The sequence below is a fragment of the Streptomyces sp. NPDC005302 genome, from assembly GCF_040607345.1.
Taxonomy (GTDB): domain Bacteria; phylum Actinomycetota; class Actinomycetes; order Streptomycetales; family Streptomycetaceae; genus Streptomyces.
Genome location: NZ_JBEXGN010000001.1, coordinates 434,916 through 449,188 on the forward strand (window position 1 = coordinate 434,916; position 14,273 = coordinate 449,188).

10 protein-coding genes and 2 tRNA genes are annotated in these 14,273 nt (G+C 72.8%); 8 read left to right on the forward strand and 4 right to left on the reverse strand.

Going from position 1 to position 14,273, the window contains the following annotated elements; genetic code table 11:
- Window positions 1–260: 260 nt before the first annotated feature.
- The gene (locus ABZT74_RS01900) at window positions 261–815 is read left to right on the forward strand and encodes a SigE family RNA polymerase sigma factor (RefSeq protein ID WP_356432940.1); all 555 of its coding nucleotides are present in this window, start codon (window positions 261–263) and stop codon (window positions 813–815) included.
- A gap of 204 nt (window positions 816–1,019) precedes the next feature.
- Window positions 1,020–2,663 carry a long-chain fatty acid--CoA ligase gene (locus tag ABZT74_RS01905; RefSeq protein ID WP_356433035.1) on the forward strand — a complete coding sequence of 548 codons (1,644 nt, stop codon included), beginning with the start codon at window positions 1,020–1,022 and terminating at the stop codon, window positions 2,661–2,663.
- Between the two features lie 169 nt (window positions 2,664–2,832).
- Here ABZT74_RS01905 and ABZT74_RS01910 read toward each other — a convergent pair whose 3' ends face one another.
- Both ABZT74_RS01910 and ABZT74_RS01915 read right to left on the reverse strand, forming a co-directional pair.
- Window positions 2,833–7,173, reverse strand: a complete 4,341-nt coding sequence (locus tag ABZT74_RS01910; protein WP_356432942.1) for a PAS domain-containing protein — start codon at window positions 7,171–7,173, stop codon at window positions 2,833–2,835.
- 224 nt (window positions 7,174–7,397) lie between these two features.
- Window positions 7,398–7,952 (reverse strand): SSI family serine proteinase inhibitor, encoded by a 555-nt coding sequence (locus tag ABZT74_RS01915; protein WP_356432945.1) that lies wholly within the window; start codon window positions 7,950–7,952, stop codon window positions 7,398–7,400.
- A 168-nt stretch (window positions 7,953–8,120) separates the two neighbouring features.
- Here ABZT74_RS01915 and ABZT74_RS01920 point away from each other — a divergent pair.
- Both ABZT74_RS01920 and ABZT74_RS01925 read left to right on the forward strand, forming a co-directional pair.
- A tRNA-Ser gene (locus ABZT74_RS01920) sits at window positions 8,121–8,211 on the forward strand.
- A gap of 203 nt (window positions 8,212–8,414) precedes the next feature.
- Window positions 8,415–8,487: transfer RNA gene (locus ABZT74_RS01925), tRNA-Arg, on the forward strand.
- Window positions 8,488–8,560: 73 nt separating this feature from the next.
- Here the strand turns inward: ABZT74_RS01925 and ABZT74_RS01930 are convergent.
- Both ABZT74_RS01930 and ABZT74_RS01935 read right to left on the reverse strand, forming a co-directional pair.
- A complete protein-coding gene (locus ABZT74_RS01930) occupies window positions 8,561–8,998 on the reverse strand; it encodes a VOC family protein (RefSeq protein WP_356432948.1) in 438 nt (145 codons plus the stop codon).
- Between the two features lie 106 nt (window positions 8,999–9,104).
- A complete protein-coding gene (locus ABZT74_RS01935; RefSeq protein WP_356432950.1) occupies window positions 9,105–9,533 on the reverse strand; it encodes an anti-sigma factor antagonist in 429 nt (142 codons plus the stop codon).
- 237 nt (window positions 9,534–9,770) lie between these two features.
- Here ABZT74_RS01935 and ABZT74_RS01940 point away from each other — a divergent pair, with 237 nt between their 5' ends.
- From ABZT74_RS01940 to ABZT74_RS01955, 4 genes are all read left to right on the forward strand, one after another.
- Window positions 9,771–10,646 carry a DUF2797 domain-containing protein gene (locus ABZT74_RS01940; protein ID WP_356432952.1) on the forward strand — a complete coding sequence of 292 codons (876 nt, stop codon included), beginning with the start codon at window positions 9,771–9,773 and terminating at the stop codon, window positions 10,644–10,646.
- Window positions 10,647–10,773: 127 nt separating this feature from the next.
- A complete protein-coding gene (locus ABZT74_RS01945; RefSeq protein ID WP_356432954.1) occupies window positions 10,774–11,721 on the forward strand; it encodes an amidohydrolase family protein in 948 nt (315 codons plus the stop codon).
- A 210-nt stretch (window positions 11,722–11,931) separates the two neighbouring features.
- Window positions 11,932–12,672 carry a response regulator transcription factor gene (locus tag ABZT74_RS01950; RefSeq protein ID WP_179165267.1) on the forward strand — a complete coding sequence of 247 codons (741 nt, stop codon included), beginning with the start codon at window positions 11,932–11,934 and terminating at the stop codon, window positions 12,670–12,672.
- Window positions 12,669–14,264: a HAMP domain-containing sensor histidine kinase gene (locus tag ABZT74_RS01955; RefSeq protein WP_356432956.1), complete on the forward strand. Its 1,596-nt coding sequence runs from the start codon at window positions 12,669–12,671 to the stop codon at window positions 14,262–14,264. Before ABZT74_RS01950 ends, ABZT74_RS01955 begins: the two co-directional genes overlap by 4 nt.
- The last annotated feature ends 9 nt before the right edge of the window (window positions 14,265–14,273 follow it).

Genomic DNA, 14,273 nt, shown 5'->3' on the forward strand with positions numbered 1-14,273 from the left:
CCCGTCCGTCCCCGTCTGTCGCCGCCCGTCCCCTCCGGCCCCCGCGGAGAGCCCCGCCGGTACCCGGCTCTCCGCGGCCCGATACAGCCGCCGCCCACCGTCTCTCCTCTCGGCGTTCTCAGGGGTGAACCTCAGGGTCCGGTGGGCGCTCGTCCACCTTCAGGAGGTGGGGCCACCCCCCTTCCTACAACCTGAGGCGGACATGGCTTCGGGACCTGCGGCCGATCCGCGGGAGGAGGGGGCGAACCTAGCGTGGAGCCATGACCACACTCGTCTGCACCAGCGCCTCGGACGCCGCCACTCCGGCGACGCAGACCCGTTCGTACCCGTCGTTCGCCTCGTACATGAGCGCACGCCAGCCGGTGTTGCTGCGGACCGCCCGGTCGTTGACCGCGAACCCGAGCGACGCCGAGGACCTGCTGCAGACGGCCCTGACGAAGACGTACGTCGCCTGGGACCGGATCGAGGACCATCGGGCGCTCGACGGCTATGTGCGACGGGCGTTGCTGAACACGCGTACGTCGCAGTGGCGCAAGCGCAAGGTCGACGAGTTCGCCTGCGACGAACTGCCCGAGACGGAGGGGCTGCCCGCGGCCGACCCCGCCGAGCAGCAGGCGTTGCGCGACGCGATGTGGCGGGCGGTGATGAAGCTGCCGGCGCGGCAGCGGGCGATGGTGGTGCTGCGCTACTACGAGGACCTCAGTGAGGTCCAGACGGCGGAGGTGCTCGGCGTCTCCGTCGGCACGGTCAAGTCGGCGGTGTCGCGAGCGCTCGGCAAGTTGCGCGACGACCCGGAGCTGGCGCCCGCCGCCTAGGGCGTGCCCGCGGGTCTCCTCCGGCGGAGCCCGGCGCGGACGTGGGGCCCGTTCCCCTGCTTCGTACCGCGGCCGAGCAGGGGTGGCGCTGATCGATCATTCCTGCGCCTAGTGACATACCACGCGGTATGTGAGCAGAATCAGCGGAACCCATTACTACCGCGTAGGCAATGTCGCCCCCGGGAGGACGCCGTGCTGAGCACGATGCAGGACGTACCGCTGACTGTGACCCGCATTCTCGTGCACGGGGCGCGGATCCACGGAGAGTCGCAGATCACGACCTGGACCGGAGAGGGCGAGCCGCACCGGCGCAGCTTCCGTGAGGCCGGCGAGCGCGCCAACCAGCTCGCCCACGCCCTGCGCGACGACCTCGGGGTGACGGGCGACGAGCGGGTCGCGACCCTGATGTGGAACAACGCGGAGCACGTCGAGGCGTACTACGCGATCCCCTCCATGGGCGCCGTGCTGCACACGCTGAACCTCCGTCTCCCGGCCGAACAGCTCGTGTTCATCGTGAAGCACGCCGCCGACCGCGTGGTCATCGTCAACGGCTCGCTGCTTCCGCTGCTCGCTCCGCTCCTCCCCCATCTGTCGACGGTGGAGCACGTGGTGGTGTCGGGCCCCGGTGACCGTTCGCTGCTCGAAGGGGCGAGCGTGCGGGTGCACGAGTACGAGGAGCTGCTCGCCGGGAAGCCGACGGCGTACGACTGGCCGGAGCTGGACGAGCGGCAGGCCGCGGCCATGTGTTACACCTCCGGCACCACCGGGGACCCCAAGGGCGTCGTGTACTCGCACCGTTCGATCTACCTGCACTCCATGCAGGTCAACATGGCGCAGTCGATGGGGCTCACCGACCAGGACACCACCCTCGTCGTGGTCCCGCAGTTCCACGTCAACGCCTGGGGTCTGCCGCACGCGACCTTCATGTCCGGCGTCAACATGCTGATGCCCGACCGTTTCCTCCAGCCGGCGCCGCTCGCCGAGATGATCGAGAGCGAGCGGCCGACGCACGCCGCGGCCGTCCCGACGATCTGGCAGGGACTGCTCGCCGAGCTGACCGCCAAGCCGCGGGACGTCTCCTCCCTCACGCAGGTGACGATCGGCGGCTCCGCCTGCCCGCCCTCCCTGATGACCGCCTTCGACGAGCTGTGCATGAGCGTCTGCCACGCCTGGGGCATGACCGAGACCTCCCCGCTCGGCACCGTCGCCCGCCCGCCGGCCCACGCCGTCGGCACGGACGAGGAGTTCGCGTACCGGCTCACGCAGGGCCGTTTCCCGGCCGGCGTCGAGGCCCGCCTCACCGGCCCCGGCGGCGAGCGCCTCCCGTGGGACGGCGAGTCGGCCGGCGAGCTGGAGGTGCGCGGCCCCTGGATCGCGGGCGCCTACTACGGCGGCGCCGGAGCGGAACCGCTGCGCCCCGCCGACAAGTTCAGCCCGGACGGCTGGCTGAAGACCGGTGACGTCGGCACGATCAGCCCCGACGGCTTCCTGACCCTCACCGACCGCGCCAAGGACGTCATCAAGTCGGGCGGCGAGTGGATCTCCTCGGTCGACCTGGAGAACGCCCTCATGTCCCACCCGGACGTGGCCGAGGCCGCGGTCGTCGCCGTCCCCGACGAGAAGTGGGGCGAGCGCCCGCTGGCCACGGTCGTCCTCCGGGAGGGTTCCACCGCCGACTTCGCGTCGCTGCGCGCCTTCCTCGCCGCCGAGGGCAAGATCGCCAAGTGGCAGCTGCCGGAGCGCTGGACGATCGTCGAGGCGGTGCCGAAGACGAGCGTCGGCAAGTTCGACAAGAAGGTGCTCCGCCGGCAGTACGCCGAGGGCGGCCTGGACGTCACCCAGCTCTGACGCACCGGCTTCGGCACAACCCCGCCGGTCCCCTGGACCGGCCCCGGCATACGACACCTGCGCCGGGCGGGCGTTTCACGACCCCCGCCCGGCGTACGGCTGTCCCGGACCCGGAGCCCCCCACGTCCGCGCCGCGGAGTGGGATGTGCACGGGCCGCCAGGACAGGTCCTAGTTGGTGCCGATGCGGGCCAGCAGGTCGACGATCCGGTCCTGGACCTCGTCGCTCGTGGAGCGTTCGGCGAGGAAGAGCACGGACTCCCCCGCGGCCAGCCGCGGAAGTTCCGCGGGGTCGACGGCGGCGGTGTAGACGACCAGCGGCGTGCGGTTCAACTGCCCGTTCGCCCGCAGCCAGTCGACGATTCCGGCGCGCCGACGGCGGACCTGCATCAGGTCCATCACCACGAGGTTCGGCCGCATCTGCGCGGCCAGCGTGACGGCGTCCTCGTCCGTCGACGCCCGCGCCACCTGCATCCCGCGCCGCTCCAGCGTCGCGGTGAGGGCGAGCGCGATCTCCGCGTGCTCCTCGATGAGCAGGACGCGCGGCGGATGCTGTTCGGAGTCACGCGGCGCGAGGGCCTTCAGGAGGACGGCGGGGTCGGCACCGTACGCCGCCTCGCGTGTCGCCTGTCCAAGTCCCGCCGTGACGAGAACGGGCACCTCGGCCGCCACGGCGGCCTGCCGCAGCGACTGGAGGGCCGTGCGCGTGATCGGGCCGGTCAGCGGGTCGACGAACAACGCGGCGGGGAACGCGGCGATCTGCGCGTCGACCTCCTCGCGCGAGTGCACGATGACGGGACGGTAGCCGCGGTCGCTCAGCGCCTGCTGGGTGGTGACGTCCGGCGCCGGCCACACGAGCAGCCGCCGCGGGTTGTCCAGGGGCTCCGGGGGCAACTCGTCGTCCACCGGCCGGGGCTGCGGCTGATCGGCGACCTCGACGGCACCGCCGGGACCGTCGAGCGGCTCGGGGCCCTCGGCGGCGTTCTCGTCCGGTGCTCCTATGGCGTACGACCGCCCGGCGCCCTCGGTGGCTCCGGGCCGCCGGGGTCCGTTTCCGGGCTGGCCGCCCTGCTGGGGCGACCGCGTGCCGTTCTCGGGGCGTTCGACGACGGGCTCGGGCGGCGTGCCGAGCTTGCGGCGGCGGCCGGAACCGTTGGTCTGGTGCGGGGGAGGCGTCGGTGCCTGGACACCGCCGCCCGGCTGGGCCGCGGCGATCTGGCGGGCGAACGGAACGCCCTGGCCGAGCGTGCGCACGCTTATGGCACGGCCCTGCGTCGAGTTGGAGTCCGCCGCGGCGGACGCCGCCGACGCCTCGGCGGGCAGCGGCTGCGCGACCCGCGGGGCGGGCCGCTCCGGCGGCAGCGGCGCGGTGGCCGGCTGCGCCGCCGGTACGGGCCGGGCGGGCTGAGCGGCGCGCGCGGCGGCCGGCGCGGCACCGGGAACACCGGGTTGTACGGGACGACGGGCGCCGGGCGCCGGGGTGTTCGCGCCCGAGGTGTCGTCGGCACCGGGAGCGGCGTTCGCGTCGGGCCACTGCTGCTGGGCCGCAGGAGCGGGCGCACCCGGCATCGCGGCGGCACCGGCCGGGGTGCCCTGTGCACCGACGGCGGCACCTCGGGCTCCCTGTGCGGGACGGCCCTGAGCCGGAACGCTGTGAGCGGGAACTCCCGCGGCGGGAACGCCTTGCCCGGGACCGGCCTGGCCGGGAACACCCTGCGCGGGAACCCCCTGCCCGGGGATGCCCTGCGCAGGAGCCCCAGGAGCCCCAGGCGTTCCGGTCGTCCCGGTTGTCGTTCCCGTCGGAGCGACCGGCTGACCGGGCTGGCCCGGTGTCGCGATCTGGCGGGCGCGACGGCGGCCCGGGCCGGAGACGGGGTGCGGCTGGGGCGGGGTGTGGTCGTCGTCGGTGGCGTGCGACACCGCGTCGTGGCGGCCGTCGTCGGCCTGACCGTGACCGGCCGTGACCGCGGCCTGCTGGGCGCGGGCGACCTGGGCCTGCGCCTCCTGGGCGGCCTGCGCCTGGAGGGCCTGGGCCTGTGCTGCCTGTGCCTGAGCCGCCTGGACCTGGGCGGCCTGCGCCTGCGCCTCGGCCTGGACGTACTCCGGCGAACGGTCCGCCTCCGCGGGCGGGAGCGCGAACACCGTACGGGCGCCCGTCTCCTGCGCGGCGGCACGTTCGGCCGCCGCGGCGAGCGCGCGGCGGCGCCGTCCGGTCGGGTGCTCCGCGTCCGAGGCGTCGTCCTCCGGACCGTCCGGACCCGTGTTCCCGGCTGCTGCCTGCGCACCGGCCACGGCCGGCAAGGCGGCGGGGAGTGCCTGCTGTTCACCGTCACGGCGGGCGCGTCGTCCGGAGGGCACCGGCACCCCCTGCGGAGGCACCGTCCCGCCCAGTCCCGTTCCGATGGCCGCCGTACCCGCGCCGTACTCGCCCGCCATGACGACCGCGCCCTCGGAGACCGCGTCGTCCGCGCCCGGGACCGCGGCGTCGCCCGCGCCCTCGGCCGGACTCGGCCTGCCACGACGTCGCCCGGTACCGCCGGAACCCTCACCGGCCGACTCGGCCGCGGTCCCCTGTGCGGGAACCGGCCCCTCGCCGACCGCGGGCTCCCCCGCCGCGCGCCGACGGCGCCGACCGGTGGGAACCGCCCCGCCCGCCCCGGTGCTGTCCCCGGACTGCGGGTCGGACTGCGCGTCGGACTGCGCGTCGGACCCGGCCGTGACGTCGGCGTCCAGGAAGGCGTCGACGGACGAGCGCCGGGCTCGTCGTCGGCCGCCGCTCTGCTGCGCGGCCTGGTCGGGCAGCGCGACCTCGGTGGAGACCGGCGGTCCGATCACGGGCGCGACCGCTCCGGCCCCGCCTCCGATCGGCACTTCGAGGACGAAGGCGCTGCCGCTCATGCCCGGCACCTCGTGGGTCTGGAGCACACCGCCGTGGGCGCGCACGATCCCGCGCACGATCGGCTCGTGCACCGGGTCACCCCCGGCATACGGGCCGCGCACCTCGATCCGGACGACCTCGCCGCGCTGCGCCGCGGCCACGACCACGGTGTTGTCCATGTAACCGCCCGCCGAGACGGGCGCGTTGCCGGTGGCGTCGACTCCGGCGACGTCCGCGATGAGGTGGGCCAGGGCGCGCGCGAGCCGGTGCGGGTCGACCTCGGCCTCGATGGGCGGCGCGTGCACGGCGAACTGGACGCGTCCGGGCCCGATCAGGTCGACGGCCCCGTCGACACCGGCCGCGACGACGGCGTCGAGCATGACGTTCGTACGGGCGATGGTCTCGTCGCCCGCGTCGAGGCGCTGGTAGCCGAGCACGTTGTCGACGAGCGTGGTGATCCGCGAGTAGCCGGCCGCGAGGTGGTGGAGCACCTGGTTGGCCTCCGGCCACAGCTGCCCCGCGTCGTCGGCCGCGAGCTTGGAGAGTTCGCCGCGCAACTGGTCGAGGGGGCCGCGCAGGGACTGGTCCAGGACGGCGAGCAGCTGCTCGTGCCGGGCGGTCAGCGCCTCGTAGCGGTCCTTCTCCCGCTCACCGAGGGACGCGTACCGCTCGTCGCCCGCCGCGAGTTCCTCCTCGTGCCGCTCGGTCAGCTCGGCGATCTCGGCGGTGTGCCGCTCGCGCAGGGCCTCCAGTTCGGCGGTGTGTTCCTCGCCGATCCGCTCCAGCTCCTCGGTGTGCCGGGTGTCGGCGGCGTCCTTCTCCTGGGCGAGGGTGTCGTACGGCCGCCGGTCCGTGAAGGTCATGACGGCACCGACGAGCTGGTCCCCGTCGCGCACCGGAGAGGTCGTCAGGTCGACCGGCACCTGGTCCCCCGACTTCGACCACAGCACCTGCCCGCGCACCCGGTGCTTGCGCCCGGAGCGCAGGGTGTCGGCGAGCGGTGACTCGGGATAGGGGAAGGGCTCGCCGTCGGCCCGCGAGTGCAGGATCAGGGCGTGCAGGTCCTTGCCGCCGAGGTCGCTGGCGCGGTAGCCGAGGATCTGGGCGGCGGCGGGGTTGACGAGGACGACCCGGCCCTCGGTGTCGGTCCCGACGACACCCTCGGCCGCGGCGCGCAGGATCATCTCCGTCTGACGCTGCGAACGGGCGAGTTCGGCCTCGGTGTCGACGGTGCCCGAGAGGTCGCGGACGACGAGCATGAGTAGTTCGTCGGGGGTCGGGCCGTAGCTGTCGTAGGCCTGCTGGCCGTCTTCCAGGTTCGCGCTGGTGACCTCGACCGGGAACTCGGAGGCGTCGGTGCGCCGCGCGATCATCCGGGTCGGCTTGGTCCGCCCGCGCTGGTCGATGGTGTCGGGCCGCCGCATGGAGCCGGGGATCAACCGGGAGTCGAACTCGGGGAGCAGGTCGAGGAGCCCGCGGCCCACCAGTGCCGTGCCCGGGGTCTCGAAGGCCTCCAGGGCGATGGTGTTGGCGTTGACGACGGTTCCGTTGGCGTTGACCAGCAGCAACGCGTCGGGAAGGGCATCCAGTATGGCTGCGAGGCGAGCAGCGCCTCGGGATGGCCTGCTGCTCACGAGACGCTTCCTCCCTGTTACCGCACCTTGCCGACCGCGGATGCCATCTTGCCAACCTGCCCGCGGCGTGTCACGCGAGGGAGTCTACGGGCAGAGGTCCCGCCGACGGTGCCGGATGAGAGGGAGGTCGCACGCAGAACGGACGCAGAAGCTGTGACCATGTGTTTTCGCCCGGCCGCCGGGACGCCCCTCGCGCGGCCGCCCCGGTCCGGCCCGCTCGCGCGTCAGGACATCAGGTCGGGCAGGAACGGGACCATGGTGTTCCAGCGGGAGATCTCGCACCCGTTCGTCCGGTCGTAGCGGGCGTCGACGGGCCGTCCCGCCCAGGTGCCCGTGACGTGCGCGGTGGCCGGGCCGCCGTACTGCATGGTGCAGAGGGCGTCCGGCGGTACGGGGGCGAAGAGGTCCTTGCCCCAGGTGGTGTTCCCGTCGAGCAGGTCGCAGGCCTCGGCGGGCCGCGGATGGCTCCCGCCCGCGGGGTGACAGTCCAGTTCGTACGTGCCGTCCGCGCCGTTCCCCGCGTCGTGGACCGTCACCGTCAGCCGGTCCCCGGAGTCCTCGGGGCGGGCCGGCGGGGGCATGGCCGCGGGCTCCGTGCCACTGCGCGCGGCGGTGTAGAGAGAGGACAGGCCGGCGGGAGCGGCCAGGGGTGCGGGGGATGCCGTGAGGACAGGGGATGCGGCGGGTGGGGGTGCGGGGGTACCGGCCGACGCGCTGGGCACGGCGGTGAGCGCGGCGATGGCGGACGCGGCGGCGGTGAGGAGCAGTCGGCGCAACATGAACTGCCTAACGCGACGCGTCCTCCCTGGTTGCGCGCGGTCGCGCGCCGGTGGCGGGCTTTGCCCTCCGGCCTGCCTGCCTAGTACCGTAGGGGGCGATTGGTGACGCGGCGCTCGTCTGTGTCATCATCTGCACGCACCACTCGCGCTCGCGTGAGCGGTTGTGCGGGAGGCGTCGCCTAGTCCGGTCTATGGCGCCGCACTGCTAATGCGGTTTGGGCCTTCAAGCCCATCGAGGGTTCAAATCCCTCCGCCTCCGCGCGAAGATCCGAAGCCCCGGTCCACTGGACCGGGGCTTCGTCGTTCCCAGGCCGCCCCGAACCGCCCAGAACGACGTTTTCGCAGCTCACAAGGGGTGAGGCAAACGGATTTCACATGGCGGCGGCAGTCATGTAATGTTCTTCCTGTCGCCGCGAGCGGGGGAAAACCCCGGGAAGCGAAGACGGAAGAACAACAAAACAAGCACTCGTAGCTTAACGGATAGAGCATCTGACTACGGATCAGAAGGTTGCAGGTTCGAATCCTGCCGAGTGCACACAGATCAAAAGGCCCCGGAGAGATCCGGGGCCTTTTGCGTTCTCTCGTTGGACTCGGTGCAGACGTCCGTCTCAGTTCAGTTGCTCGGCCAGGCCGACGATGATGCCCTCCGGGCCGCGGAGGTAGCAGAGCAGGTAGCTGTCCTCGAAGCGGGCGATCTCGCCGACGAGTTCGGCGCCGTGCGGGCGCAGGCGGGCGACGGTGTCGTTGATGTCGTCGACGGCGAACATGACGCGGTGCGTGCCCAGAATGTTGTGCGGCTGGTCGCGCGGGGCGCTGATGGCCGCGGGGCTGATGTACTTCGCCAGTTCGAGCCGGCTGTGACCGTCCGGGGTCCGGACCATCGCGATCTCGCAGCGGACCCCGTCGAGACCGGTGCACTGATCGGCGACGAGGCCCTCGACCTCCGCCCTGCCCTCCAGTTCCATACCGAGTTCCAGGAAGAACGCGACGGCGGCATCGATGTCCTCGACGACGATGCCGACGTTGTCCATCCGCTGAATCGCCATGCTGGTCTCTCCCTCTTCCTGGTGCGGCCGGTGGTGACCGCTGATGTCCCTGGGACGGAGCCGTGGGCACGTTCTCGACATCCGTGGACGGGGAACTCCTAGCTTCCTATATGCCGTCGAAGGCCGTCGCGGCCCGCAGTGCCTCCTCCACCGTGGTGAGGATCTCGAAGTGCGGGCCCAGTCCGGCCGCCCTGAGAATCCGCAGATGCCAGGGCCGGACGCAGACCAGGGCCAGCCGGCCCTCGCGTTCGATCACCCGGCGCCGGGTCCGGCAGAGCACACCGAGCCCGGCGCAGTCGAGGAACTCCACCGGCCGCAGGTCCACGACCACCCGGGAGCCCCGGTAGGCGCTCGCGGCGTCGGTGTGCACCCGGATCTCGTGGACGACGTTCAGGTCGACGGTGCCGCGCAGCTCCACCACCGTCGCTCCCTGGTCGAGACGGCTCCGCGCGTTCGGGCCCGGCGGCGGGAGGGGCCCCAGGGGCGCCGCGCCTCCGAGCGGAACGGCGTGCGTGTGCCTGTCCTCGATGCCCATGGTGTTCCTCTACGAGATCCCTGGCGGGAGCTTTGGTCGGGGGAACGTCACCGGGGGCAGGGGCGACGCCCGACCACCGTAGAAACACGGAGGGAGGGCGAAACGCCCAGACGCTCGATGTGTCACCCATGTGGGTGAACGGCGCTTGCGTTCGCGTGGCCACCTTCGCATGGCCACCGCCTACCCCCTCCCGGTCCGGGCAGGGCGATGTCAGTGCCGGGCTCTACTGTCGGTGGGGTGCGGCAGGTGTGGGCGTGTTCGGGGTTGCGGTGGTCGGGGGACGGGCCGGTGCTCGTGTGGAGCGGTGGGCGCGAGAGCCCGCTGGTCCGCGGGCGGCGCGTGGCGTTCGGGGTCGTGGACGGGGGTGTGCGCACATGCGTCGGGGCCAGGGGGAACGCGTGTGCCGTGCGAGCCGTCGTCTCCGCGCGCGGTACGGGCGCGCGCTGCGAGGACTGCGCCCGGCTGGACCGGGCGCACTCGGTGGCCGCCGACACGATGGCCGACGACCCGCGGCCGTACCGCGTGTACCTGGCGTGGTTCGGGCCCGGCATGGTGAAGGTGGGGATCACGCGGGTCGAGCGGGGCTCCGTGCGGCTCCTGGAGCAGGGGGCCGTCACCTTCAGCTGGCTGGGGCAGGGGCCGTTGATGGCGGCGCGCCGGGCGGAGGAACTGCTGAGGGCCGCGCTCGGGGTGCCGGACCGGATCCCGTACGCGGCCAAGCGGGCGGTGCGGGCCACGCTGCCGGGGCCCGAGGAGCGGATCGCCGGGATCAGAGAGCTGCACGCGCGGGCGGGGCGGCTCGACGGCTGGCCCGAGTCGCTCCGGCGCGAGCCCTTCGAACCCGTCGACCACACCGACGTGTTCGGGCTCGGCGGAACGCCTCCCGCACAGGGGGCCGTCAGCGAGCTGATGCCGGGAGGGGCGATCAGCGGCGAGCTGTGCGGTGCCGCCGGACCCGATCTGCACCTGGACACCGGGCGCCGAGTCCTCGTCCTCGACACACGGCTGCTGACCGGATGGGAGCTGACCGGCGTCACGGAGGAGAGCGTCGTACGGGCCTTTCCCGTACGGGAGTTGCCCGTCGAGTCGGCGGTCCAGGACGGGCTCTTCTGAGAGGCCGGTCCAGCCGTCCGGGCGTCCGTCCCGGGAGCCCGCCCGGGGCCCGGCGCGGGTTCCGGCCGTCCCGTTCCGTGGGGAACGCGCTGGACGCCGCGGGACCGGCGGACGGAGAGTGGCGGGTATGAGCGATCACTCCGACGTATCAGCCGAGACGCGGCCGGGAGAGCGGGCGGCCGTCTCGGCGGCGGTGCCCGGTGAGGCCGCGGAGGTCCGCGCGTTCTGGCGGGGCCTCGGGCTGCCCGGACTCGTCGACGTCCACACGCACTTCATGCCCGAGCGGGTGCTGCGCAAGGTCTGGGACTACTTCGACCGCGTCGGGGAGCTGACCGGCGGCGTCGAGTGGCCCATCACCTACCGCGCCGACGAGGACGAACGGCTGGCGCTGATCCGGGAGTTCGGGGTCCGCGCCTTCACCGCGATGCTCTACCCGCACAAGGCCGGCATGGCCGAGTGGCTCAACTCCTGGGCCGTCGACTTCGCGCGCCGCACCCCGGACTGCCTGCACACGTCCACGCTGTTCCCCGAGCCGGGCGTCGACCGGTACGTGCGCGAGGCGGTCGAGGCGGGCGCGCGCGTCTTCAAGGCGCACGTGCAGGTGGGGGCGTACGACCCGGGGGACGAACTCCTCGATCCGGTCTGGGGGATGCTCGCCGAGGCGGGCATCCCCGTGGTGATCCACTGCGGATCGGGCCCCTCGCCCGGGAAGTACACCGGGCCGGGCCCGGTCGCGGGCGTCCTCGCCCGCCATCCCCGGCTGCGGCTGGTCGTCGCGCACCTCGGCATGCCCGAGTACGAGGACTTCCTCGCCCTCGCCGAGCGGTACGACGAGGTGCGGCTCGACACGACGATGGCGTTCACGGACTTCAGCGAGCGGCTCGCGCCGTTCCCCGCCGGACTGCTGCCCCGCCTCGCCGACCTCGGCGACCGGGTCCTCCTGGGCACCGACTTCCCGAACATCCCCTACCCCTACGTCCACCAGCTGCGCGCCCTGGAACGGCTCGGGCTGGGGGACGACTGGCTGCGCGCGGTCTGCCACGGGAACGGGGCGCGGCTCTTCGGTCTCGGCTGAGGCGCGTTCCCGGACCGCCTGCACCGCCCGCACGCCCGCACGCCCGCACGCCCGGACCGTCGCCCGGCCGCCCGAGCAGCCGGATCCACCGCGGGGTAAGAGGGACGCATGACGTTCCCAGGGGTTTCCTGAGAGGCGCCTGTGCGTTTCTCAGATAAATCACAGCTTGTGGAAAGGATGCTCTCAGCGGCACCGGCCAAGGTGTCCGCTATGACCACGACCTCGCCCCAGGGGCGCACCGAACTGCTGAGGCCGGACGGGAGCCCCGTCCGCGTGCTGGTGGTGGACGACGAGCTGTCGATCACCGAGCTGCTGTCCATGGCCCTCCGCTACGAGGGCTGGCAGATCCGCAGCGCGGGCGACGGGACGGGTGCGGTGCAGACCGCGCGCGAGTTCCGGCCCGACGCCGTCGTTCTCGACATGATGCTGCCGGACATGGACGGGCTGGCCGTGCTCGGGCGGCTGCGCCGGGACATGCCCGACGTTCCGGTGCTGTTCCTGACGGCGAAGGACGCGGTCGAGGACCGGATCGCGGGGCTCACCGCCGGCGGCGACGACTACGTCACCAAGCCGTTCAGCCTCGAAGAGGTCGTCGCCCGGCTGCGGGGACTCATACGGCGTGCGGGTGCCTCGGACCGGCGCTCCGAGTCCGTGCTCGTCGTCGGCGACCTCACCCTCGACGAGGACAGCCACGAGGTGTCGCGGGGCGGCGCCAACATCCACCTCACCGCGACCGAGTTCGAGCTGCTGCGGTTCCTGATGCGCAATCCGCGCCGGGTGCTGAGCAAGGCGCAGATCCTCGACCGCGTGTGGTCCTACGACTTCGGCGGCCAGGCCAACGTGGTCGAGCTGTACATCTCGTATCTGCGCCGCAAGATCGACGCCGGGCGCGAGCCGATGATCCACACCCGGCGTGGGGCCGGCTATCTGATCAAGCCCGCGGCGTCATGAGCGGACGACGACGGCCGCGGACGCAGAAGAGGCGAGGACAGCCGCGTACTCTGCGGACGCGGCTCGTCGTCGCGTCCGTCGCGCTGATCGCGGTCGTGTGCGCCGTGATGGGCACGGTGACCACGATCGCGTTGCGCTCGCACCTGTACCACCAGGTGAACGACAACGTGGCCCAAATGGCCATGCGCGCTGCGGGCGGGCCGCTGGGTGACCCGCCGGGCAGTGGGCGGACCATGCGGCCGCCGAGCGACGACGGCATCGTCAAGGATCCCCTGGACTTCGTCACCCGGGGCCAGGGCATGGGCGCCATCGGCGCGATCGTGAAGAACGGCGAGGTCACCAAGGGCGCCGTCAGTGTGGGGAAGAAGGACTCCAGCGGCGCCGAGCAGCCCACGCCGGTAAAGCTCGGGAACAGCCAACTGTCCGCCCTGGCCTCCGTCGCGAAGGACGGGAATCCGCACACGGTGGAGATCCCGGGCCGCGGCGAGTACCAGGTGCAGTACAAGAGCGGCGGGAACGGCGCCTTCTACGTGGCCCTGCCGACCGAAGAGGTCACCAACACCCTCACCACCCTGATCTACGTCGAGATCAGCGTGACCGCGGCGGGCCTCGTGGCGGCCTCCCTCGCCGGAGCCGCCATCGTCACGCTCGCCCTCCGCCCCCTCCGCAAGGTCGCCGCCACCGCCACCCGGGTCTCCGAACTGCCCCTGCACACCGGGGAGGTCACGCTCTACGAGCGGGTGCCGGAGTCGGAGGCCGATCCGCACACCGAGGTCGGACAGGTCGGGGCGGCGCTCAACCGGATGCTCGACCACGTCCACGGAGCGCTGCACGCGCGGCAGCAGAGCGAGATGCGCGTACGGCAGTTCGTCGCCGACGCCAGTCACGAGCTGCGCACCCCGCTCGCCTCCATCCGCGGCTACGCCGAACTGACCCGGCGCGGCCGGGAGGAGACCGGACCCGACACCCGGCACGCGCTGGGGCGGATCGAGTCCGAGGCCGGGCGGATGACCGGGCTGGTGGAGGACCTGCTGCTGCTCGCGCGGCTCGACGCCGGGCGGCCGTTGCAGTACGAGCAGACCGACCTCGTACCACTGGTGATCGACGCCGTGAGCGACGCGCGGGCGGCCGGGCGCGATCACTACTGGCGGCTCGACCTGCCCGAGGAGCCCGCGCTGGTCGCGGCGGACGCGGCACGGCTGCAACAGGTCATGGTCAACCTCTTCGCGAACGCCCGGACGCACACCCCGCCGGGGACGACCGTCACCGCGCGGGTGCACCGGCACGGGCCGTGGCTGTGCGTGGACGTCCAGGACGACGGGCCGGGCATCCCCGCCGACCTGCTGCCCCGCGTCTTCGAACGGTTCGCGCGGGGCGACTCCTCGCGCTCCCGGGCCTCCGGTTCCACCGGTCTCGGACTCGCGATCGTGCAGGCCGTGGCGGCCGCGCACGGGGGTGCGGTGACCGTGGACAGCGCGCCCGGCAGGACCGTGTTCACCCTGCACCTGCCCGCGCTCGCACCCGAAACGTCGTGGCAACAGCACTCACAGGCACAGCACAGCGCCACCACATGGGCACAACAGGGCGCGTGACGAGAGTCG